General features: G+C 69.1%; 15 protein-coding genes. 3 read left to right on the top strand and 12 right to left on the bottom strand.

Translation table 11 applies throughout. The features are described from left to right. Positions 1 to 5 precede the first annotated feature (5 nt). The 10 genes from O5O43_RS10990 to O5O43_RS10945 all read right to left on the bottom strand — a co-directional run bounded on the left by O5O43_RS10990 (position 6) and on the right by O5O43_RS10945 (position 14,304). Positions 6 to 1,826, bottom strand: coding sequence for a hypothetical protein (locus tag O5O43_RS10990; protein ID WP_271083927.1), 1,821 nt, complete (start codon positions 1,824 to 1,826; stop codon positions 6 to 8). Beyond that, positions 1,823 to 4,003: a DUF4175 family protein gene (locus O5O43_RS10985; RefSeq protein WP_271083926.1), complete on the bottom strand. Its 2,181-nt coding sequence runs from the start codon at positions 4,001 to 4,003 to the stop codon at positions 1,823 to 1,825. Before O5O43_RS10985 ends, O5O43_RS10990 begins: the two co-directional genes overlap by 4 nt. Further along, positions 4,000 to 5,151 (bottom strand): BatA domain-containing protein, encoded by a 1,152-nt coding sequence (locus tag O5O43_RS10980; RefSeq protein WP_271083925.1) that lies wholly within the window; start codon positions 5,149 to 5,151, stop codon positions 4,000 to 4,002. Before O5O43_RS10980 ends, O5O43_RS10985 begins: the two co-directional genes overlap by 4 nt. Further along, the gene (locus O5O43_RS10975) at positions 5,151 to 6,035 is read right to left on the bottom strand and encodes a DUF58 domain-containing protein (RefSeq protein ID WP_271083924.1); all 885 of its coding nucleotides are present in this window, start codon (positions 6,033 to 6,035) and stop codon (positions 5,151 to 5,153) included. The genes O5O43_RS10980 and O5O43_RS10975 overlap by 1 nt, the downstream gene beginning before the upstream one ends. An 8-nt stretch (positions 6,036 to 6,043) precedes the next feature. Continuing rightward, a complete protein-coding gene (locus O5O43_RS10970; RefSeq protein WP_271086426.1) occupies positions 6,044 to 7,048 on the bottom strand; it encodes a MoxR family ATPase in 1,005 nt (334 codons plus the stop codon). A 12-nt stretch (positions 7,049 to 7,060) separates the two neighbouring features. Next, positions 7,061 to 7,783: a DUF4159 domain-containing protein gene (locus O5O43_RS10965; RefSeq protein WP_271083923.1), complete on the bottom strand. Its 723-nt coding sequence runs from the start codon at positions 7,781 to 7,783 to the stop codon at positions 7,061 to 7,063. A gap of 13 nt (positions 7,784 to 7,796) precedes the next feature. Beyond that, the gene (locus O5O43_RS10960; RefSeq protein ID WP_271083922.1) at positions 7,797 to 9,131 is read right to left on the bottom strand and encodes a TldD/PmbA family protein; all 1,335 of its coding nucleotides are present in this window, start codon (positions 9,129 to 9,131) and stop codon (positions 7,797 to 7,799) included. 22 nt (positions 9,132 to 9,153) lie between these two features. Beyond that, on the bottom strand, positions 9,154 to 10,788 hold the full coding sequence (locus tag O5O43_RS10955; protein WP_271083921.1) for a TldD/PmbA family protein: 1,635 nt from the start codon (positions 10,786 to 10,788) through the stop codon (positions 9,154 to 9,156). A gap of 185 nt (positions 10,789 to 10,973) precedes the next feature. Continuing rightward, entirely contained in the window at positions 10,974 to 11,807 is an 834-nt protein-coding gene (locus O5O43_RS10950; protein ID WP_271083920.1) for an enoyl-CoA hydratase-related protein, read from the bottom strand. A 73-nt stretch (positions 11,808 to 11,880) separates the two neighbouring features. Further along, positions 11,881 to 14,304 (bottom strand): glycoside hydrolase family 3 N-terminal domain-containing protein, encoded by a 2,424-nt coding sequence (locus O5O43_RS10945; RefSeq protein ID WP_271083919.1) that lies wholly within the window; start codon positions 14,302 to 14,304, stop codon positions 11,881 to 11,883. Positions 14,305 to 14,371: 67 nt separating this feature from the next. On the opposite strand from O5O43_RS10945, the gene O5O43_RS10940 reads away from it, so the two are divergent. Then, positions 14,372 to 15,133, top strand: a complete 762-nt coding sequence (locus O5O43_RS10940) for a FadR/GntR family transcriptional regulator (RefSeq protein WP_271083918.1) — start codon at positions 14,372 to 14,374, stop codon at positions 15,131 to 15,133. A 13-nt stretch (positions 15,134 to 15,146) separates the two neighbouring features. Here O5O43_RS10940 and O5O43_RS10935 read toward each other — a convergent pair whose 3' ends face one another. Together O5O43_RS10935 and O5O43_RS10930 are read right to left on the bottom strand one after the other, a co-directional pair. Further along, positions 15,147 to 16,406: an alginate lyase family protein gene (locus O5O43_RS10935; protein WP_271083917.1), complete on the bottom strand. Its 1,260-nt coding sequence runs from the start codon at positions 16,404 to 16,406 to the stop codon at positions 15,147 to 15,149. 14 nt (positions 16,407 to 16,420) lie between these two features. Further along, entirely contained in the window at positions 16,421 to 19,312 is a 2,892-nt protein-coding gene (locus O5O43_RS10930) for a TonB-dependent receptor (RefSeq protein WP_271083916.1), read from the bottom strand. A 143-nt stretch (positions 19,313 to 19,455) separates the two neighbouring features. On the opposite strand from O5O43_RS10930, the gene O5O43_RS10925 reads away from it, so the two are divergent. Together O5O43_RS10925 and O5O43_RS10920 are read left to right on the top strand one after the other, a co-directional pair. After that, the gene (locus tag O5O43_RS10925) at positions 19,456 to 20,604 is read left to right on the top strand and encodes a glycoside hydrolase family 88 protein (RefSeq protein ID WP_271083915.1); all 1,149 of its coding nucleotides are present in this window, start codon (positions 19,456 to 19,458) and stop codon (positions 20,602 to 20,604) included. A gap of 114 nt (positions 20,605 to 20,718) precedes the next feature. Then, positions 20,719 to 22,557, top strand: a complete 1,839-nt coding sequence (locus O5O43_RS10920) for a hypothetical protein (RefSeq protein ID WP_271083914.1) — start codon at positions 20,719 to 20,721, stop codon at positions 22,555 to 22,557. The last annotated feature ends 27 nt before the right edge of the window (positions 22,558 to 22,584 follow it).

Genomic DNA, 22,584 nt, shown 5'->3' with positions numbered 1-22,584 from the left:
ACGCGTCAGGCGCGCAAACGCGAGCGCAGCGACGCGAGGAAACCGCCGATGTCACGGTTCCGCTCAAACCACCAAAGAACGGACAGGACGATCAGCAGCCCGACGAACCAGGGCCAGGGCGAACCCGGCGCGTGTGAGGTCGAAGGCGGCGCGGCGCGGGTGGGGGCGGTTCCCGACAGCGCCAAGGTCGCCGAACGGGTGGCGGCCAACACCAGCGAGGGCGCCGCGTCGGCCGGCTGGACATAGAAGGGCGTCTGGCGATCCTCGCCGTCGCGGATGACATGCCAGCCGGGTTGCTCGGGCCAGAAGGCGGCGCAGGCGCGATCGCCGGTGGCGGGATCGATCCGCAAGGCATGGGCGCGGCCGTCCTGACCGAGGACATTGGACTGGCCCGTCAGTCGGCACAGGGCGACGCGTTGGCCGGCGCGGGCGATGCCCTGAACTTCGGCGCGGCTGTGGTCCCCGGCGCGGGCGATCTCCGAGAAGAGGGCGCTCCACATCTCGCCATAGCGATCGGGGCGGCCCGTCAGGACCAGGGCGTAACTGTCGGTCACGGTCCAGACTCCGACCCGGCCGCGACCTAGGCTCCGCCAGCTGGCCAGGGCGATCCCGTCGGCGTCCCGCAGCAGGGCGATGGCGCCAGAGTCCTCGACGGTCAGGTCGCGACGGGCGAGCTCGGGCAGGGGCTCGCCCTCCTCGGCCGGGCCGGAGGTTTCGGCCTCGGGCGGCTCATCCTCGGGCGGATCGAGGCTGAAGGGGACGGCCTCGTCACCGCCGCTCAGGCTTAGGCCCAGCCCGGCCCAGTCGCGACGCGTCGTCGCCGACAGCGGGCCGGTGGGGCGCAGCAGCAGGCCCATCCCGCCGTTGACCGCCGCCGTCAGGGCCGCGCGCTGTCCACCTCCCATAGCCTCCCAGCGGCGATCATCGATCACGACGAGGTCGAGGTCGTTCAATGTGCCGGCGTTGAGCGGCAGAGGGGCATCGCCCAGCTGGACGCCGGCCCCGACGTCGATGTTGACGGTCAGGTCGATGCCGGAATCCTCGGCCCAGCGCTTCAGGTATTTGGTCTCGGCGCCCGGCGCGCCAGCCAGGACGAGGACGCGAGGCGGCGTCTGGGCGATGGTCTCCACCGGCACGGCGATCTGTTCGACGACTCCGGCCAGATCGAGCAGACGCAGGGTGAACAGGGCCAGACCCGGCGCGCGGGTCGCGGTCATCAGGGCGAACCGCTCTCCGGCGCGGACGCGGCCGGTGTCGACGACTTCGCCCGCCGGATCGATCAGTTCGACGGTCCCGGCGGCCAGGGACCCGACCTGTCCGCCGACGACGAAGGTCGCGCCGGGTGCGGTCGGTTCGGGGATTGACAGGTCGGTGAGGCCGCGCGGCAGGGGCGGGGCGGTAAACTCGACCGGCACGGGAAGAGGCGACTGGTCGCGCGGCGCCAGGCCCTGGCCCAGGATGCGGACGCGGGCGGGGGTCGGATAGCGACGCAGCGCCGTGGCGAGGTCGGGAACGCGGATCGCGTCGGTGACCGGCCCGGCCTCGGGCAGGGCGACGAGGATATCTCCGGGGGCGGTCTGGACCGTTCCGGGCGCTTCGGCCGTGGCGACGATCAGGGTCCCGGTGCGGACGATGGAGGCGGGCGGGCTGAGGGTCAGCCACAGCAACAGACCGGCAAAAAGAGTCAGACCCATCAGCACCGCGGTCCGCCAGCGCGGTCCCGGGGGCTCGGCCTTCCTGTGCCACAGGACCAGGCGGACGACGCCGAGGACCACCGCCACGACGATGACGGCGGCCGTCCAGAAAGTCGGGCTGGAGACGCTCACCGCAGGGCGTCCAGATAGCGCTGCCCGCGCGCGCCGGGGGCCTCGCGACGGCCAGGCGTGGGGGCAGGACGCTGCAGGGCGGTCCACAGGAGCGCGCGCAGGCGTCGCCGGCAGTCGAGGCAGGCGGGCTCGTTGCGCACTGTGTCGATGGCGGCGCGCAGGGCCAGGGGATCGGCGATACGGCCGCCGTTCTGCTGCACCCAGCGGTCGAGGGCTCCGAGGGGTAGAGGAGCGGACCCAGAGCCGGGCCGTTCCTCCAGCGCCCTCCACGCGTCGGCGGCGACCGCGTCGGCCGGGCTGCGTTCGGGGCGCGTGGGATCCTCGGCGACGATCCCCTCGCGCTCTCCGGTCAGACGGCGCGAGAAGTCCACGGGCGGCAGGTCGGATCCGACGCGACGCAGGAAGATGCGGGACGCGCGCTGGGCTTCCTTCAACAGTTCCAGCGCCTCGTTGGCGTGGGGCAGGGCGGCCTCGGGACGGCCCTGGCGAAGCTCGCGTTCGGAGGCCCACATGGCGTCGATGGCGCGGGCGAGAGCCGATCGCGTCCGGGGCTGGAACAGGGTGGCGACGTCGCGGTCGTCGTGGGCGTGCCCGAACTGGTGCAGCACATCGACCTCGGCGCCCATGCCGCCGGGCGCGGCCTCGTCGGCGTGATCTTCGCCGCCATGGTCATCGTGCTGGTCGGCGTGATCCTCGGCGGGGCGGGCGCGCGGAGAGGGCGTGTCCGAGGTGGGCAGGGCGGGCGCCGCCGGGGCGTCGGCGGTGGGCAGGGCGATGCCGCCGGTCGATCCGCCGCCCTCGACCTCCTCGCCCATGAACTGGCCGTAGCGCAGACGCAGCGCCGCCTGCTCCTCGCCGATAGTGTTGGAGGCGTCCATGAAGGGATCGCCGGTCAGGGTGCGGCGGCGCGCGATCAAGGCCTCTGCGTTGATGATGATCTGGCGCTGGCTGGCGAAATAGGCGGGCATGATCCGCATGGCCATGCCGTCCAGGCCCTCGGCCATCTCGAGGTCCGTCGGCCAGCGCAGGATGACGCTGGGACCCTCGACCATGTGGCGTTCGGGCGAGCGGGTGTCGGTGACGACCAGCTGGACGATCAGGTCGCTGCCCGCCGCCATGCCTTCGCGGGCGAGGTTCAGGGTGGTGGAGAAGCGCATTCGTTTGGCCGCGCCCTGGCCACGCAGCGGCATGGTGCGTTGCTCGAAGGTGATGTTCTCGCCGTCGCCCTTGGTCACGGTGATGCGCAGGGTCGCGGTCTCGATTACCCCGTAGTCGTCGCTGGCCTCGAAGACCGGGGTCCAGGTGGTCTGGCCGGGGGTCAGTTGAACCAACTGGCTTTCGGGTTCGACCAGGCGGACCGCAGGTTCGGCGTCGGCGACGGCGTCGAGGCGGTTGAGGCGCTGCTGCGGCAAGCCCGGCGCCTCGACGCGATAGAGCATGGGCCTGTCGACGATCCGGGCGCCGGTCCAGCGGGTCCCGTCGCGGATCAGGGAGACAGGGGTGTTCTCCGGGAACTCCAGCCCGGCCGTGGAGGGCTGGGGCGCGAAGTCGATCAGCCATTCGACGCGGGAGCCCTCGGGCACGCGGGCGTCGAGCGCGGTCTGCTCCCGGACGGGCAGGCCGGTGTAGGCGGGCGGAATGATGCGGAGGCGGGCGCCGGTCAGGACAGGAGGATTGGCCACGGTGGCGGGGCGGGCGGTGGCGGCCGTCCTCGTCTCGGGGAGATTCGCGGCGGGCCACAGCAGGACGGCGGCGATCAGGACGACGGCGGCGCCCCAGGCGATGGCGATGGGACGCCGAGACCAGCCGGGGCGGAGATCGACGGCGGCGGCCTCGTGGAGGCGTTCCTCGAGACGATCGCGCTGGAGGGCTGTCAGTCCCGACACCGAGGACCGGTCGCGAAACAGAAGGGCGGTGGAATCCTCGAACCGGGGAACGCGGGCGTCGAGCGCGCCGATCAGCCAGCGACGGTCGTACCGGCGGGCGCGCCAGAGGGAGGCGGCGACGACGGCGGCGAGGCCGAGGATCACGGCGACGACCGCTCCACCCATTCCGAATAGACGCCAGCCGAGGGCGGCGAGGACGAACGCGCCGGGCAGGCCCAGCGCCGCCGTGTCGAGGTTGGCGCGCAGGCGGGCGGCGGTCTGGTGACCGGTCAGCACAGGGATGGCGGTCATGGCGCGACCGCCCTCTGGCGACGCGTGGCCAAACACCGCTCGGCGGCGAAGACGAGGGCGATCAGGAGAGCGAGCCACGGCCGCAGGTCGAGTGGCGGCTGGTCGTAGGGTGCGGCGCCGGTCAGGGGGGCGTGGTCGGCGGCGGCGACACGGGCGGGCGCAGGCGGCGTGTCGAGCATCGCGGCGAGCGCGTCGGGAAAGGTCGGCTCGACCAGCTGCGGGATCGCGGCGGGCTCCAGGGCGCGGGTCAGGCGGATGACCCTGCCGCGTCCCAGACGGCCTGCGACGGCGAGCGGTTCGCCGGCCGCTCCACGCCAGACGGGGACGGTCTCGCCTTCGACAGGGATGCGGGCTTCCAGGCTGGTCAGGATGACGCCGCCGTCGCGGACCCAGCGTTCGAAGGGGGCGGGGACGGGGCCGGAGGCGAGCCAGATCAGGTGGCGGGCGCTGCCGGGAACGCCACGATCCGTGGCGGCGACGTCGAACGCGGGCTCGGCGTCGGCGGGCGTCCAGGACGCGGCGGCGGCGCGGAAATAACGGACGGCGCCCTCGGCTCCGAGGGTGTGGCGGACGGTGAGGGCGAGGGGACGCGTGGCGGCGACGCGCGGCGCGGGGCCTTCGGCGCCGACGGTCCACTCGACGCGGCGGGACAGACGCGGGCGTTCGGCGTCCACGTCGCCGAGCGTGGCGGGGACGATCAGTTCGACGGGCGTATGGGCGGGCAATTCGGCGTCGAGCTGACGGATCAGGCTGATCGGGTCTTCGGATGCAACGGGGGCGAGGGCGCTGTGCTCGGGGAAGCCGGGGGCCAGCAAGACGACGCGGTCGCCCCGTTCGGCGGCGGCGCGGACGGTGGCGGCGTCGGCCCCCGGCAGGACGGCGACCACGCGCCGGTCGTCGGCGGCGTTCCACAGCACCGGGGCGGCGAGCCAGAGGGCGATCAGGGAGAGCAGCAGAAGGCGGGCGGCGAGCAGAAGCCGCTCGTCAACTGTCAGGCTTCGGCGCGGTTTCGGCGCAGCGTCCAGCCAGCGCAGGGCGGCGAAGTCGACAGTCCGAGCCTCGGTCCGGCGCGCGATGTGGATGACGACCGGGATCGCGAGGGCCAGCAGGGCCGCGAGGCCGGCGGGCAGGAAAAGGCCGGGGCTCATCAACGACCCGCCGAACGGAACAGGGTGCGGATCGGAACATCGGCGCTCTCGTCGATGAAATGTTCGACGTGGCGGATGCCGCGCACCTCGAGCCGGGCGGCGAGGGCCGCGCGGGCGGCGGCGAAGCGGGCGATGAAATCGGCGCGCAGGGTACGGCCGTCGCCGATCAGCTCGGCCCCTGTCTCGGGGTCATGGAAGCGGTAGCCCTGGTCGAACGGGAAGTCGCGCTCGTCGCCCGTCAGGATCTGGATGATGCAGACGTCGCGACCCGAAGCGGCGAGCCGTTCGGCCGTGGCGATACAGCGTTCGTCGAAGCCGTCGGTCAGGAAAATGAGAATGTCGCGCGCGCCCATCTGTTCGCCGAAGACCCCGACGTCGCGGGTCCAGTCGGCGGCGCCCGAAGCCTTCAACGGGGCCAATGCCAGGCAGACCCGATCGCGATGACGTCCACCCGATCCGGGCGACAGCACCATGGGTCCGGTCGCGCTCTCTACGACCAAGCCAAAACGGTCGCCCTGATAGAGCGCGATCTCCATCAGGCTGGCGGCGATGCGGCGCGCTGCGTCGAAGCGGCTCCAGCCGGGGCGGGCGAGGTCGGCCTGGGCCATGGAGGCGCTGGCGTCGACGATGATCCAGATGGCGACCGGGCTCTCGCGCTCGGCGTCGCGGACGAAGAATTTGTCGGACCGGGCGTAGAGCTTCCAGTCGATGGCGCGCAGGTCGTCGCCGCGCTCATAGGCCCGATACTGGGCGAACTCGAGCCCGCCGCCCTTGTTGCGGCTGTCGTGCATGCCCGCAGACGCCAGCACCGCCGCGCGACGCGGGACGATGGACAGGCGGCGGAGCCGACTGCGCAACTCCGGAGGCAGGTCGAGCGGCGACATCCGCGTGATCAGTCGGCGCGCGGTGCGGGCAGGGCGGCGATCAAGGCGGCCACGACGTCGTCGGCCGTCTTGCGTTCGGCTTCCGCCGCGAAGGACAGCAGGATGCGGTGACGCAGGACCGGGGCGGCCAGGGCGACGACATCCTCCCGCGTCGCGGCGAGACGACCGCTCAGCAGGGCGCGGGCCTTGGCGGCGAGGACCAAGGCCTGACCGGCGCGCGGGCCGGCGCCCCAGCGAACATAGTCCTGCACCGCCTTCGGCGCCTCCGCCGAGGGGCGGGTGGCGCGGACCAGATCGGTGATCCAGGTCAGCAGGGACTCTCCGACATAGACATCGCGCACCCATTTCTGCAGGGCGACGATGTCCTCGCCGACCATGACCTGGGGCACGGCGCCGATGCCGGAGCCGGTGGTGGCGACGAGGATGGCGCGCTCCTCCTCCGCCGTCGGATAGCCGACGCGGATGTTGAGCAGGAAGCGGTCGAGCTGGGCCTCGGGCAGGGGATAGGTACCGGCCTGTTCCAGCGGGTTCTGGGTCGCCAGGACGAAGAAGGGCTCATTCAGTTTGTGGGTCACGCCGGCGTAGGAGACCGTGTGCTCCTGCATGGCTTCCAGCAGGGCGGCCTGGGTCTTGGGCGGAGTGCGGTTCAGCTCGTCGGCGAGGAAGAGGTTGGTGAAGACCGGGCCGGGCTGGAAGCGGAAGCTGCGATGGCCCGTGCCGTGATCCTCCTCCAGCACCTCGGTGCCGAGGATGTCCGACGGCATCAGGTCGGGGGTGAACTGGACTCTGCGGAACTCCAGATGGAGCGCCTGCCCGAGGGTGCGGACCAGCAGGGTTTTGCCGAGGCCCGGCACACCCTCGATCAGGCAGTGGCCCCCGGCGAGAAGGCCGATCAACAGCTGTTCGACGACCTCGTTCTGGCCGACGATGGCCTGGCCGATGGCGGCCTTCAGCTTGCCGAGCTGCGCCAGGCGCGCGTCGATTTCGGATTGGGTGGGCGTGGTCATGGTCAGTCCTGGGGGAGGTCAGGCGGTCAGGGCGTAGAGGATGATGTTGACCGCGAACTTGGTGTTGTCCTCGGCCAGGAAGCGCTTGTTGCGCCAGTCGTAGTCCCACTCGCAGCCGTAATCCTTGTTGGAATACAGCACGCCCAACCGACCATCGATCTCGATGCCCTTGAGGTAGTCGTGAATGAGGTCGTCGCCCCAGCCGTTCAGCTCGAACGTCGTCGCCGGCGGGCCGTCATCGAACTTGAAGAAGCTGGAATAGATGTCGTGGTCGTTGGGCAGTTTCTTCAGGGCGTCCGGGCCGAAGATGGCGGCCATCTGCCGTTCGAAGGTGGTGGCGAACAGGCCGTCGATATCGTGGTTGCAGTCGTCCACGAAGACGAAGCCGCCGTTGTGGACATAGCGTTCGAAATTGCGCGCCTCGGCCGCGTTGAACTCCACCAGCTTGTGGCCCGCGAGATAGCAGAAGGGGGCGGTCAGCATGGCCGGATCGGCCAGGGCCACGACCCGCTCGTCGGGGTCGACCCTGAGGTTGGTGTAGTCCACCAGCGAGGTGAGGATGTTGGCCGGCATCCTCTGGTCCACGTCCCAGTCGCCCGAATCGTAGCGCAGCCGAGTGAACCAGAAATCGTATGTCGCCTGCGCGTCGGCGGCGCGCGGAAACCCTGCAAGCAGGGTTCCCAGCGCGCCGCCGGCCAGCGATCGCAAGAGCTCGGCGCGTGTCATACTCGAACTCGACACGCGCTGCCTCCAGTCAGACGGCGTCGGACAGGGAGGTGAAGGTGAAGTCGCGCAGGCGCATCGGTGGGATCATCATGGCCAGGCTGCTCTCGTCGCCGGCGACCCGGACCGGACGACCCAGCTCATCGATGTTGTTGAGCATGATCACCGGGGACTCGTTGAAGCGGAAATTCTTCAGCGGGTACTTCAGCTCGCCGTTCTCGATATAGAAGGTGCCGTCGCGGGTCAGGCCGGTCAGCAGCACCGTCTGCGGATCCACCATCCGGATATACCAGGTGCGGGTCACCAGAATGCCGCGCTCGGTCTCGCGAACGAGTTCCGAGATCGACTTGGTGCCGCCCGACATGATCAGGTTGCCCGGAGTGGCGTTGGCTTCCTTGCCCTGCTTGTCGGCCCAGTAGCGGCCGTAGTTCAGGTTGGTGACCACGCCGTCCTTGACGAAATCCATGCGCTCGCGCGGCAGACCGTCGCCGTCCCATGGTTCCACCGGAGCCTCGGCATGCCAGGGGTCAGCCGTAAAGTTGACGCGCGGGTCGAAGACCTGTTCGCCGATTTTGTTTCCGCCGCCGGCCTTGGACAGGAAGCTGCGGCCTTCATCGGCCTGACGGGCGCCGAAGAAGTTGAACATGAAAGAGATCAGGCCAGCGGCCGCGGCGGGCTCCAGGATGACCGTATATTTGCCAGGCTCCAGCGCTTGGGCGTCCACCGAGGCGGAAGCCTTGCGCATGGCGATCTGGATGTCGCTGTCGACATTGAAGTCGTTGGCGTTCTGCAGGCTGCGGCCGACCCAGCCCGAACCCCGACCGTCCTCGGTGCGGACCGTGCAGGTGTAGTTCAGGTTGGTGGAGCGCTGGTAACCGAAGTTGCCGTTCGAGTTGGCGAAGGCGGTGAAGCCCGCGCCGTCGTTCAGGAAGCCGGCCGCGATCAGGTCCTGCCCCTTGCAGGGATCGATCGACGCGCGAGCAATCTCGGCCCTGTTCTCCGGCGTGATGGCGGCGGTGGCGGCGTCCCAGGTGTTGGAGGCGCGATAGGTCTGGCGCTGCACGGCCGGCATGAACTCGGGGTTTTCCGGGGCCAGCTTCGCCAGGTCCTCGGCGCGGCGAACCACGCGGGCGAGGGCTTCGTCTGAGAATTCGTTGATGGTGGCGGTGCCGACCCGTTTGCCGAACGCGACCTGGACGCCGAGCTGGACGTCCGAGACCACGCCCGAGGTGGACACGTTGTTGAGGGCGAAGCGGATGTTGCCGTCCGTCGAGCCGCCCAGCTGGGCGGTGCACTCGTCGGCGGTCGACAGCGCGATCACCTTGTCGAGGATCGCTTTGGCCTCGGCTTCGGTCATGATGCTCATGTGATTTTTCCCTTGGGTCCGATCAACCGAGCGAACGCGCGGTGTTGATGACATTGATGCCGTCGAAGCGGGTCGTCGACGAGCCGTGGCTGACCGCCGAGACTTGGCTCGGCTGGCCCTTGCCGTCGAAGAACGAGCCGAACATGCGGTAGTCGGTCTCGTCGCAGATGGCCGAGCAGGCGTTCCAGAACTCCGGCGTCCGCATCTGGTAAGCGACGTCTTCCAGCGGCTTCGTGATCTCTCCGTTCTTGATTTCGTAGAACAGGGTGCCGCCGAACTGGGCGTTGTAGCGCTGCTGGTCGATCGAGAAGGAGCCGCGGCCCAAGATGTAGATCCCGTTCTCGACGTCGGCGATCATGTCGTTGACCTTCATCGGCGTCTTGCCCGGCTTCAGCGAGACGTTGGCCATGCGCTGGAACTGAACCGACGACCAGCTATCGGCGTAGGAACAGCCGTCCGAGGCGTTCTTGCCCAGGATGTGCACCTGATCGCGCGTGGCCTGATAGTCGACCAGCTTGCCGGCCTCGATGAGGTTCCATTCCTTGCACTGGATGCCTTCATCGTCATAGCCGACGGCGCCCAGCGAGCCCGGCTGGGTCTTGTCGGCGACGATGTTGACGATCTCCGAGCCGTACTGGAATCGGCTCTCGCGCTTGTCGAGGGTGGCGAAGGAGGTGCCGGCGTAGTTGGCCTCGTAGCCCAGGACGCGGTCGAGCTCGAGCGGGTGACCGACCGATTCGTGGATCGTCAGACCGAGGTGGTTGGGGTCCAGGACCAGGTCATAGGAGCCGGGGCGGACCGAGGTCGCCGTTAGCTTCTCGCGCGCCTGCTGGGCGGCGGCGATCGCGTCCTTGGTCATGTCGTAGGACATGCCGTAGCTGACCACGCCGTTGGAGGCGACGATCTGGTCTTCCGCCCGACCGTCCAGGTATTCGTAGCCCAGGCCCATCGGCGAGGAGAGCCCGTCGCGGGTGCGGAACTTGCCGGTCGTCTGGTCGATGGCCGTCACCGTGAACGGCGCCCAAATCCGGTGCACGTCCTGATCGATGTAGGAGCCGTCCGAGCTGGCGAAATACTTCTGCTCGTTCACCAGGAAGAGCTGTGAGTTGACGAAGTTGGCCCCGGCGTTCGTGGCGGCGGCGTTGACGCCGAGCAGCAGTTCGACCTTCTCGGCGATCGGCACTTCCATGGCGTTGCGACGGATCGGCGTCTTCCAGGTGACCTCGCCGACGCCGCGCGTGGGGGCCAGCTGGACCGGCGCGGTCTGGTTCTTGGCGTTGGCCTTGGCGATGGCGACGGCCAGACGGGCCGCATCGGCCACAGCCTCGGGGGTAAGGGTGTTGGTGGCGGCGAAGCCCCAGGCCCCGTCGGCGATGACGCGCACGCCCGTGCCGGTCGATTCGGTGTTGACGATGTTCTGGACGTTGGCTTCGCGGGTGATCACGAACTGGCGCATGTAGCGACCGACGCGAACGTCGCAGTACGTGGCCCCGGCGGCTGAGGCGGCGCTGAGGCCCGCATCCGCCAGCCGCTTCTTGACGGCGACCTCGATGGTCTCGGTCAGTTGCGACGCGGCGATGGCGCGTCCGGCGAATCCGGGAAGCAGAAGCCCCCCCGCGCCGATGCCGCAAGCGGCGAGGAACGAACGTCTATCCAAGGCTTTTCTCCCACCCGAGGGCCTGTCGCGGGGGCGATCAGGCGGTGTGAGGGCGCATCCGCGTCAGAGCCCCCTCGTCACGCGGCGCCATCTTTGACAGGCGGATGACGGTGGTCAAACGGCCGGGCGACGATAAGGTCGATTATTACGAAGTCTTAACGCCGGCCCCAGCGCTGGCGGGCCTCTCACACTGCCGGGTCGAACGGTCGGAGGGGCGCCAGCGGAGCGAACTGACCCTCCGCGCGCGCCATTCGCGCCTGGATTGCGGCCATGACGTCGGCCGGCGACCACAGCGAGCCCTGCATCACCGCGATCCACTCCAGGCCCTCGGCGACCGTGTGATCGCGCGCGTGGTTGAGGGCGGCCTTGGAGCCCGAGACAGCCAGCGGCGCCTTGGAGGCGATCCGCCTCGCCATGTCGAAGGCGGCGGCCAGAACGGCCTCGGCATCGGAGTGGATCGCATTGACGACGCCCAGCCGCTCGGCCCGTTCTGCGGTCAGGGTCGCGCCGGTGAAGGCCAGTTCGCGCACCACGCCCGGCGGCATCAGCTTGGGCAGGCGCTGCAGGCTGCCGATATCGGCCATCATGCCGATGTTGATCTCCTCGATCCGGAAATAGGCGTCTGCGCTGGCCAGCCGGATGTCGCAGGCCGCGGTGAGGTCGAGCCCTCCGCCGACACAGGCGCCCTGAATGGCGGCGATGACCGGGAAGCGGACCTTCTCCAGCGTGGTCAGCGTGTCTTGAAGCTCGCGGGCGGTCTGGTGGAAGGCCTGGCGGTCCGAGGCCTTGTCGGCGTTCAGGATCGCCCCGTCCGAGAAGATGGAGATATCCATCCCGGCGCAGAAATTCCTGCCCTCGCCCGAGATGATCAGGGCGTGGACCTCGCCGGACGCATCCAGCTCCCGCAGCGTCGGGCCGAAGCGGCGCCAGAAATCCATGTCCATGGCGTTGGACGCCTCGGGCCGTGTGAAGCGCAGGTGGGCGACCGGGCCGTCGCGGGTGACTTGGAAGGCGGGCAAGGCGGGCGTCCTGTTCGACGAAAGCGCCACCATGCCACAGGCCCCGGCGAGGCCAAGTCCTGATTGAAGACGGTCAGAGCGCCGGGCAGGCCACCATGCCGAACGTCCCCAGCCCGAGATCCTCGATGGCGACTTCCGAGCCGGCGGGCGCCGCGATCTGTATCTGCGAGATGCGGGCGGGGTCCGCCTCCCGGAAGCAGCCGAGGGGAACGACAGCGGTGGTCCAGTCGATCGCACGATCGAGGGTCACGGTGGCGCGGCCGATGCTGAGCGCGACCGGCGCGTCTGCGCGGTAGCGGAGCGACAGGGCCAGGGTGGGATCGACTGCGGTCGGCGGCCCGCCCACAGCGGCGGAGGCGCCTGCGGTCGTGAAGCGGAAGCGTCGGGCCGATTCCTGGGCCAGGCCGTCGATGGGGGCCATGACGACGCCGCCCGAAGGGCTGGACGCGCCGCCGGGGCTCTCGACGCGAACGTTGCCGCCGCCGTCGCGTAGGGTCAGGGACCAGGGGGCGACGAACCGGCCCGAGGCGAAGAAGCGGGGCAGGGGAGTGGCGTCGTCCGGCAGGCCGGGCTGTTCGGACAGGCGCGCGACGGAGCCGTGTCTGGCGTAGGTCAGGCCGTAGCCGAACGCGAACTGGGGGTCGTAGCCGGGCGCGCCGACATTCTGGGGCGGCTGTGCGGCGCTGCGGGGCCAGGAGAAGCTGAGGGTTCCCGTGAACTCGTGGCGAGGCGCGCCGTCGGCTCCGGCGACCAGAACGTCGGCGATCCCCGCCCCCTCCGACCCCGGCAACCAGGCGGCGACGAAGGCGTCGGCGGCGTTGATCTCCGGATTGGTCCAGAGCGGTCGGCCGGACAGGAAGACGGCCACGGTCGGCACGCCCGCGGCCTTCAGCCGGCGCAGGGTCTCCAGCGGGCCGGACGGAGAGAAGTCCAACGTCTCCTGATCGCCGTAGAATTCCGCGTAGGGCGTCTCGCCGAAGACGACGACGGCGACGTCGGGCTTGGTCTCATAGACGCCGTCGGGGGACAGGATCGCCTCGCCGCCGGTCTCTGCCACGGCGTCGCGCAGGCCGGCCCAGATCGAGGTCCCGCCGGGGAAGTCGGCGTTGGTGTTGCCGACGCCCTGCCAGCCGATGGTCCAGCCGCCGGCCGCCATGCCGATGTCGTCGGCGGCCTCTCCCACCACAAGCACACGCGCGCCGGGGCGGATGGGCAGGGTTGCGTTCTCGTTCTTCAGCAGAACCAGGGATTGACGCACGGCCCGACGGGCCAGTGCGCGGTGGTCGGGCGAGCCGATCACCTCGAAACGGCCCTCGATGGGATCGGCGGGGTCAAACACGCCGGCCGCGATCTTGGCGCGGAGGATGCGGGCGACGGCTTCGTCGAGACGGGCGGCGCTGATCTCGCCGGACCGGGCCTGGGCCAGGGTGTTGTCGTAAAGGGCCTTCCAGGCGTTGGGCGCCATGAACATGTCGAGCCCGGCCTTGATGGCGTCGGGGCAGGAGTCGGACCGGCACCCTGGCAGGGCGGCGTGGGCGTCCCAGTCGCCGATCAGCAGACCCTCGAACCCCAGCGGCCCGCGCAGGACGTCGGTCAGCAGCGAGCGATTCCCGGTGTGTTTGGCTCCGTTCCAGCTGGAGAAGGAGACCATGATCGACAGGACGCCGGCGTCGATGGCCTCGCGATAGCCGGACAGGTGGACGTCGATGAGATCCTCTTCGCTGACGGCGGCGTCGCCCCGGTCGCGGCCGTCGGTGGTGCCGCCATCGGCGAGGAAATGCTTGGCCGATCCCATGACGTGGCCGGGCGCGAGGCCGTGGCCGTCCCGGAGGTCGCCCTGCAGGCCATGGACGAGGGCGGCGGCATAGTCGCGGGCGATGGCCGGGTCTTCGGAGAAGCCCTCATAGGTCCGGCCCCAGCGATCGTCGCGCGGCACGGCCAGGGTCGGGGCGAAGGTCCAGTCGACGCCGGTCGCAGCGACTTCCTCGGCCGTCGCGCGGGCGATGGCGCCGACCAGTTCGGGATCGCGCGCGGCGCCCAGGCCGATGTTGTGAGGGAAGATGGTGGCGCCGACGATGTTGGCGTGGCCGTGGACGGCGTCGACGCCGAACAGCAGGGGGACGCGCGCGCCAGGGCGTGCGGCGGCGGCCTCGCGGAAGGCGCGCGACAGGTCGAGCCAGGCCTGGGGTCCCGACCGCTCGTCGCCGTTGGGCGAGGAACTGCCGCCCGCGAGGATCGAGCCGATGGGATAGGTCCCGAGGTCTTCGGGCTTGATCGAACCGATGTCGGCCTGGATCAGCTGGCCGACCTTCTCCTCGAGGGTCATGGCGGCGAGGAGATCGCGGACGCGGGCCTCCGTGACCGGGCCGGTCAGGGCGGCGGGGCTGTGCGACGTGGGCCAGCGGTCGGGGTGGGCGACGGCGTCCTGGGACAGGGCGGGCGAGGCCATGAGGGCGATCAGGCTCGCGGTCAGGACGAGGGCGGAGCGGCTTCTCATGGGACACCTCGACGAGACGAACAGTTCACTGGCCTGACCCCGACAAGGAGATTACAACCGAAGCGGCATGACCACATCGACCGCAGACACCCGCAAACTCTATCAGCAGGTCGCGACCTCGGTCGCCGCCGGAATCGCCGCAGGGCGCTACACCGTGGGGGCGCGATTGCCGTCCGAACGGGATCTGGCTGAGGAGTTTGGCGTCAGCCGCCCGACGGTGCGCGAGGCCATGATCGCGCTGGAGATCCGCGGTCTTGTCGAGGCGCGGCCGGGCTCGGGCATCTATGTGACGGAGGTCCAGGCGACGGGTCCGGCGCCGGAGCTGGACATCGGCGCCTTCGAGCTGACCGAGGCGCGGCGTCTGTTCGAGGGCGAGGCCTGTGCGCTCGCCGCCAGCGCCATCACCGACGAGGAACTGGCCGAGCTGGAGGTCGTCCTCGCCCAGATGGTCGGGGAGAACACCCTGGCCACCGCGATCGGCGAACATGCCGACCGGCGATTCCACACACTGATCGCCCAGGCGACCCGCAACTCCGCCATCGTCATGGTGGTCGAGAACCTGTGGGATCTGCGCTACCGCTCGCCGCTCTGCGCCGCCATGCTGGCCAAGGCGCGGCAGGTCGGAGTGCGGCCCCTGATCGAGGATCACCGCGAGATCCTGGACGCCCTGGCGAAGCGGGATCCGAAGGCGGCGCGGGCGGCGATGCACAGCCATCTGGGGCGGGTCATCGACGGGCTGCTGACGGCGACGGAAATGGACGCCCTGGCGCGCACCCGCTCCGATGTCGAGGCGCGGCGTCAGGAACTGGCCCGCCGCTCGGCCATCTGACCCCGCAGGTCCCTTAGTGTCGGGGCGCATAGGGCGGCAGACGAAGGTTGAGGTCGAGGTCGGCGTTCCGCTCGCGATACAGGGCCGCGTCGGCCGCGAGGTCCACATCGCCCCAGGCCCAGGCGGCGCGCTGGAGGACTTCGTACAGCCCGGTCGTCTCGGTCTTGTCGAGTTCGGGGTAAGGCCATTCCGTTTCGCGCCCGGCCCAGCCGGCCATGAAGTTGGTCGCGGCGCGCAGCGACCGGCCGTCGGGGCTGGACCAGTTCCACAGATCGACGCCCACGCACTGGCCGATCTGGGCCAGGTCGAACGACGCCGTCAGGGTCCAGGTGGAGTAGTGCAGGGAGCGGGTGCGTGTCAGCTCCTGAGGCAGGCTGCCGTCTGTGGCGAACTGCGGAACGATCCGGGTCGTCTTGAAGCGCTCGGCGACGGTCTGGGCGACCTCGTCCATACCGGCGTAGAGGGCGAACTCACTGATCAACATGTCGTAGTAGACGCCGTGATTGTTGGTCGCGGCCTTCTCGGCGCGGCCGATCTCGCTGGTCGCCATCCACTGGACGAGGTCGGCGAACCAGTCTCGCAACGACGCTCTCTCCTCGTCGGTCAGGGCGGAAGAGGTATCCAGTAGACCCAGCGACTCGACCACCTTCACCAGACGGGTGGCGTCGATGACCCCCTCGGCGCGGCCGGAGACGCGGCCGGGCACGGCCTGGCCATGGTTGAAATTGGGGTTCATCCGCGTCTCGGGCGTGAGGAACCAGGCCTTGATGAAGACTGCGGCCTGGGTCGCGTACCGCTCGTCGCCCGTGAAATAATAGGCCAGCGACAGGGCCTGGACGTCCTGGCTCATGGCCTCCAGATCGGTCAGGTCGAAGGCGTTGGTGTCGCGCTCCGGATTGAACTGACCGTCGCGCCGGACGTAGGGCAGACCGTTGGGCTGGGCCGGGTCGGGCCACCAGTAGGGCCCCATGCTCATATAGTCGTGCTTGTCGCCGCTGGCGGGCGTCTGGGTCTTGTCGACGACGGTATAGGGACCGCGCATCAGAGCGGCGTTGGCACGCTCCGACATGGCCGCGCGGGCAGGCTGGAGCGTCTCGTCGGTCGCGATCCGTGACTTGACCGTCTCCAGCCAGTCGGGTCGCCACAGGAAGGTGCGGCGGCCGTCGAAGCTCGAGGCGTAACCCATCGAGCCCTCGCAGACGGGCACTTGGGCCAGGACCGGCGTCGCGGTGGCGACGACGGCCATGACGGTGGTGAGGATCGAGCGGATCATCGGTCTGCTGCGGATCAGTAGCGCAACACGAAGCCGGCGTAGAACTGCGGCGTGCTCTCCGAGACCTCGGTGATCGAGTCCTCGCCGGCCTTGTACATGACGTCCCGCTCGTTGAGCACGTTCAGGGCCTGGGCCTTGAACTGGACGTGGGAGTTCACGCGATAGCTGGCCGAGAGGTTCAGATAGCCCGCGCCCTGGACGCCCCGGTTAGTGGAGCTATTGGGCTTGGAGTACTCGGAGCGATAGCGGTAGGCGGCGCGCAGCTGGAGACCCATGCCTTCCCAGAACAGCGAGGCGTTGGCGGTGTGGCGCGACAGGCCGCGCAGATTGGCCGGATCGACATAGGGGGCGACGGTCGAGGGGTCGGGGAATTCGAAGTCCGCCTCAGCGTAGTTGTAGCCCGCCGATACGCCCAGCCCGCTCCACAGACCGGGCAGGTCGGTGAAGACGTGGCTGCCCGTCAGCTCCACGCCGTACAGGTGGCGCTGCTCGGTGTCGTTGGCCGGGGCCACGGCGTTGAAGGTGACTTCCTGGCCGTTGGCGATGATCGAGGTGGTGAACGGCTGGACCGCGTCGAAGGCCGCGCCCTTCACCAGCTTGTAGTAGGGGGCGATCGAGAAGCTGGTGTCGGCGTTCAGATAGAACTCCAGCGATGAGTCGAAATTCCAGGCTTCCAGCGGCTTCAGGTTCGGGTTGCCGGTCTGGGAGTTGGCGAGGACGCCGGCGACGGTGGTGGCGGTGGCGTCCACGATCGGGTTGATGCCGACGTTGAACTCTTCGATGCCGACGCGAGCGATGGAACGCGACACGCCGAAGCGCAGACGCGTCCGGTCGCTGAGGTCGAAATTCACGTTCGCGCTGGGCAGCCAGTAGTCGTAGTCGCCCTCGCCGGTGATCTGCGTGATGGTGCCCGGCACGACGACGATGGTCGCGGCCGAACCAGCGACCGAAGGCGTGACCGTGACGGCCGAGCGGAAGCCGCGCGCCTCCACCTGGGTCGACACATAGCGCAGGCCGAAGTTGCCGCTGACCGGGATGTTGTTCCAGTCGGTCCCGAAGGAGGTCATCGCATAGAGGGCGGTGATGGTCTCGGTGACGTCGATGTCTTCCGGCCCGCGCGAGTCGGCCAACAGGGGGTTGGTCTCGCGGCCTGTGTAGGCGCGGAACAGGCAGCTGTTGTCAAACTGGGCCCAGGACCGGATGTTGGTCGGGGACGCGCTCATGAACTCGGTGGTGGCGAAGGGGACGCGGCAGTTGGCGTTGGCCGAGGCCACGATCTGGGCCGCCGTCATCCCGTCGCGGGCGATGGGGATGGCGACGTCGGCGTTGTTGTTCAGGTCGGTCTCGCGGGTGTGTTCCGACACCCGGGCGCCCAAGCCGATGGAGCGGAAGAAGCCTTCGTCGCCGAGGTCATAGAGGCCGTCGACCCGCGCCGCCGCGATCGCGTCCTCGCGGTCCGTGACCAGACGATAGCGGGCGTAGTTGGTGTTCGAGGCGGGCGTGGTGACCAGGAAGTTCGCCGGATTGGTCACGTCGAAATCGACGAACTCGACGTTCGGGACCACGTCGTGCGTGCCGTCCAGCGTATAGACCACCCGGCGGTTGGACCGCATGTTGGTGGCCTTCTGCAGCTCGGTGCGGTGCGACTGGGAATAGGACAGGTCGCCGGTCAGACGCAGGCGATCCCCCTGCCAGCGGGTGAACAGGCCACCGCCGATATATTCCTCCTCGCGCAGGCGATCCTCGAACTGGACCTCCAGGTTGGAGTTGCCCGTGTAGCTGATCAGGGCGCCGTCCGAATAATCGTTGCCCTCGCCGCCGATGATCAGGGGGCGGATGCCGCGCGCGGCCTCGGTGATGGCCAGCTGGTTGCGGTTCTCCAGGCTGGCGCGGTTCGAATACTGGGCGTCCAGGGTGAAATCGAGCTGGTCGGTCGGACGCCACTGGATGGCGCCGAGCAGGCCGTCACGTTCCTCCGAGGTATTGATCTGGCGGAAGGTGCGCGAGGTGGTGCCGAAATAGAGCGGCCCTTGCGTCGTGCCGGCCTGGTTGGCGGCGCTGAGCGTCGGGCGCAGCGCGCAGTTGAAGCTGGTCCCAGCCGCGGTCTGCTGGGCCGCCGTGCCGCCGATGAAGTTGGGGTTGTTGGCGACGGTGTTGCAGGGAATGAAGGCCGAGTTGGTGGTGTAGTAGTCCTCGGGCACCGCCTGGTCCTGATGCTGGTAGCCGATGCTCAGGCCCAGATCGCCGATGGCGGTGTCCAGCCAGCGGTTGGTCCAGGAGATGTTGGCGCGATAGCCCCGGCCGTTGCGGCCGAGGATGGCGTCGTCCTTGGGCTGGTAGACGCCGCGGTATTCGGCCTGGAGGCGGGGCGTGGCCTCCAGCGGGCGGATGGAGCGCAGGTCGATGACCCCGGCGATCCCGCCGTCCACGAAGTCCGCCTGCTGCGACTTGTAGACGAGGACGCCGTTCACGAGCTCGGACGGGAACTGCTGGAAGGCGACGGAACGGTCCGGACCGGCGGTCGAAACCTCGCGGCCGTTGAAGGTCGAGAAGGACAGGGTGGGGCCGAGGCCCCGGACCGACAGTTCGTTGGCGTTGCCCTTGAACCGGTCGGCGGTGACGCCCGTGATCCGCTCCAGCGTGTCGCCGACGGAGTTGTCGGGCAGGGAGCCGATCTCGTCGTTGACGATGGCGTCGACGATGGTCGCGGTCTCGCGCTTCACGGCGATGGAGTTGCGCTGGGTCGCGCGGATGCCGGTGACGACGACCTCGTCGACGGCCGATGCATCGTCCTGCGCGGGTTGGGCCTCGGGCGCGCTCTGGGCGAAGGCGCTGGTTGTCATCGCCAGGGCGGCGACCGACGACAGGAGCAGGGCGCGACCCCCGCAGAGCGTGGCTTTGGTCATGGAGATTTTCCCTATAGGACGTTTCGTCGCGCGCCCGTTCGCCGGGCGACCTTGCAAACAGGCTAGACCAGATATGACACCGGTGGCAATATTGGTCTGGCCAAAATATCGCGGATCAACCGCGAGGGGCTCAGGGAAGTAGGATGTTCGGATTGAAGCAGGCGCTCCTAGTCGCCCAAGCGGCGCTCGCCCTCGCCGTCGCGGCCTGCGCCCATGCCGCCCCCGCCGTGGAGGCGGAGGCGCTGCAACAGGCCCGCCGCGTGGCGGACTGGCAACTGAACCACATGGACCGGTTCGACTATGTCTCCACGTTCCAGGACCACACCGAGGACCCGACCGACTGGATTCAGGCGACTTTCTGGGCCGGGCTGGGCGACTTCGCCGACGCCACGGGCGACGCGCGCTATGCCGACGCCGTCATCGCCCACGGCCAGGCCAACGGCTGGAGCTATGGCGACCGGCCGCGTCACGCCGACGACGACGCCATCGGTCACGTCTGGGTTTGGGCCGCCGCCCATGCGGAAGGCGAAGAGCGCGCACGTCGTCTGGCCCCGACCCGCGCCCGCTTCGACCCCGTCGCCGCGGCCCCCAGCGACGTCCCCTTGATTTTCGGCGAGGAGCGAGGCGAGCGCGCCTGTCAGGTCCGCTGGTGCTGGTCCGACGCCATCTTCATGGCCCCGCCGGTCTGGGCCGCCGTGTCGCAGGTGACGGGCGACCCGACCTACTGGCGTCATGCCGACCGCGAACTGCAGGCCGCCGTTGCACAGCTCTACGACGCCGACGACCACCTCTTCTATCGCGACAGCCGCTTCATCGGCCGCCCAGGAGAGTCGGGGAAGAAGGTCTTCTGGAGCCGGGGCAATGGCTGGTCCTATGCTGGGCTGGCGAAAATCCTCGATGCTCTTCCCGCCGACGACCCGTCGCGCCCTCGCTATGTCGAGCTGTTCCGCCAGATGTCGGCCCGCATCGCCGGGTTGCAGGGCGCCGAGGGCTACTGGCCTGTGTCGCTGCTCGATGCCGGCGGGCCGCCGGAGACGAGCGGCACGGCCTTCTTCGTCTACGGCCTGGCCTGGGGCGTGAACCACGGGGTGCTGGATCGGGCGACCTATGGGCCGACTGTTCGCAAGGGCTGGGATGCCCTGGAGCGCGCCATCCAACCGGACGGCCGGCTCGGCTGGGTGCAGCAGGTAGGCTACGCGCCCGACCGCGTCGTCGCCACCGACACTCAGCTGTATGGTGTCGGCGCGCTTCTGATGGCCGCGTCCGAAGTTTCGCAGCGTGAGGATTGGTAAGGCCAGTTGACGCTTCGGTCAGGCCGCAATACCTTTATCGTCTGCTCTCCTAAGGCAGACGCCTCTCGGGGGGCGGCCGGACGGCCGTCCCCCTTTTTCATCCGAGAGTTTCCCATGCGCCGAATCTCCACTCTCGCCGCGCTCATCCTCGGCGTCGCGGCGCTTCCTGTCGTGGCGACGGCGCAGGAGCGGGGAGCAATCTACCGCACGCCGCCGCCGATGAACCGCACGGTCGAGGACCGCGTCCGGCCGCAGGTCGAGATGTTGCTGGAAGCCCTTGCGGCCGAGGGGCGTGACTATCGTCTGGACGGGGTCGAGGTGTTCGAGGCCCAGGACAAATTCCTGCCCGGCAAGATCGCCAGCGGCATGGCCCATGTGCTGGTCGCCACCTCGCGCGACGACCCCGCCTTCGCGGAACGGCAGGCTGCGTTTCGCCGCCTGTCGGACCTGACTCTGGAGGACGTCAACGACAGCTGGGGCATCTACTACTACATCTCGGCCCTGCATGAGCTTGAGAGGGCGGGCCTGCTCGACGAGGCGGTCAGCCCTGAAACTCTTGCCCGTCTGCGCGAGCGCCTGGACTGGCGGGCCTTCGTGCGCGAGCCCGAGCTGACGCTGATCGACCTACCCAACAACTACTATGGCGTGGCCTTCAGCATCGCGCGCCTGCGCTTCCTGCTGGGGTGGGAGGACGCCAGCGCCTCCGAAGCCCTGCTGGCCAAGACCCTCCAGCATTTCCGCGACTATTCCGGAGAGTACGGCTTCGCCGACGAGACCTCGGGCGAGGGTCGGTTCGATCGCTACTCCGTCCTCCTGATCGGCGAGATCGCCCAGCGGTTCATCGAGACCGGGGTCGAACCGCCCCCCGAGGTGCGAGAGTGGTTGAGAAAGTCCGTCGACCTGATGCTGCCCCGTTTGAACATGCGTGGCGAAGGCTTCGAGTATGGCCGCAGCATCGGCGTTTATGGCGAGACGGCCTTCCTGGAGGTGCTGACGGCGGCGGCGGCGCTGGACGTCCTGACCGACGAAGAGAAGGCCATGGCCTATGCCTTCTCGTCGCGGGTCGCGGCCCGCTACGTCGATTTCTGGCTGGATAGCGGGACCGGGTCGGTCAACCTGTGGGACCATGGGCGCAAGACCGACGCCTATCGCGGCAAGCATCGGATCTTGGGCGAAAACCTCAGTCTGTCGCACCAGCTGATCTACACCAATGCGATCTGGAACCGGTTGGGTCTGACCGATGCGACGCCCGACACCGGGTTCGAGGCTTGGCTGGGGACCCAGCCGCGCTCGATGACGACCTGGTTCGCGCGCGGCGAGCACGACCGGGTGGTGGTAACCTATAGAGACGGCGAGCGGGTCATCGGCCTGCCGCTGATCAATGGCGGTCCGACCCAACATATGAACACCCCCTATTTCCCCATTCCCTATTCGCCGGGCGTGTTGTCGGGGGCGGCGGACGAGACCTTCCCGCAACTGGTTCCCCGCCTGACCTTCGCCGACGGCGCGGTGTTGCAGCCCCTCTCTTATTTCAAGGACGTGGAGATCGACGAAACGGGCGACCGCACGATCGTCTCCTACCGCCAGGACGAGTGGGACCGGATGGGCGAGACGGCGCCGCGCCCCGATGGCCGCGCCCAGGTCCAGACCCGCTATGTGCTGGAGCCCGGCGCCGTCAGCCGTTCGGACCGGATCGCCTTCGAGGGCGCGGCCGTGATCGACCTGGAGTTCCCGACCTTCTCGCGCGGGGCGACGGTGGACGGCGACGTCATCCGTTTCGCCCAGGGCGAGGTCTCGGCCTTCCGCGCGACCGGCATGGCGTGCGCCCCGACCGAGGATTTCGACGCCGCGACCTATGCCGGCACGACCGGCGCCTTCCGCACCCTGATCCGTTGCCGGGCCGAGGCGACGGGCGGCGCCGAACTGTCGTGGCGGATCGAATTCTCGCGGTAGCCACGCAATACAACCTAAAGTTAACAG

This window comes from Brevundimonas sp. NIBR11 (assembly GCF_027912535.1).
Lineage (GTDB): Bacteria > Pseudomonadota > Alphaproteobacteria > Caulobacterales > Caulobacteraceae > Brevundimonas.
The sequence above is the reverse complement of the archived record's forward strand: the minus strand, read 5'-3'. Positions and strand labels throughout refer to the sequence as shown.

Excerpts from the sequence above, each read along its gene's own strand:
- O5O43_RS10935 (WP_271083917.1), bottom strand. The coding sequence starts at position 16,406 with ATGATCCGCTCGATCCTCACCACCGTCATGGCCGTCGTCGCCACCGCG.
- O5O43_RS10920 (WP_271083914.1), top strand. The coding sequence starts at position 20,719 with ATGCGCCGAATCTCCACTCTCGCCGCGCTCATCCTCGGCGTCGCGGCG.
- O5O43_RS10925 (WP_271083915.1), top strand. The coding sequence starts at position 19,456 with ATGTTCGGATTGAAGCAGGCGCTCCTAGTCGCCCAAGCGGCGCTCGCC.
- O5O43_RS10975 (WP_271083924.1), bottom strand. The coding sequence starts at position 6,035 with ATGTCGCCGCTCGACCTGCCTCCGGAGTTGCGCAGTCGGCTCCGCCGC.
- O5O43_RS10980 (WP_271083925.1), bottom strand. The coding sequence starts at position 5,151 with ATGAGCCCCGGCCTTTTCCTGCCCGCCGGCCTCGCGGCCCTGCTGGCC.
- O5O43_RS10940 (WP_271083918.1), top strand. The coding sequence starts at position 14,372 with ATGACCACATCGACCGCAGACACCCGCAAACTCTATCAGCAGGTCGCG.
- O5O43_RS10960 (WP_271083922.1), bottom strand. The coding sequence starts at position 9,131 with ATGAGCATCATGACCGAAGCCGAGGCCAAAGCGATCCTCGACAAGGTG.
- O5O43_RS10985 (WP_271083926.1), bottom strand. The coding sequence starts at position 4,003 with ATGACCGCCATCCCTGTGCTGACCGGTCACCAGACCGCCGCCCGCCTG.
- O5O43_RS10945 (WP_271083919.1), bottom strand. The coding sequence starts at position 14,304 with ATGAGAAGCCGCTCCGCCCTCGTCCTGACCGCGAGCCTGATCGCCCTC.
- O5O43_RS10930 (WP_271083916.1), bottom strand. The coding sequence starts at position 19,312 with ATGACCAAAGCCACGCTCTGCGGGGGTCGCGCCCTGCTCCTGTCGTCG.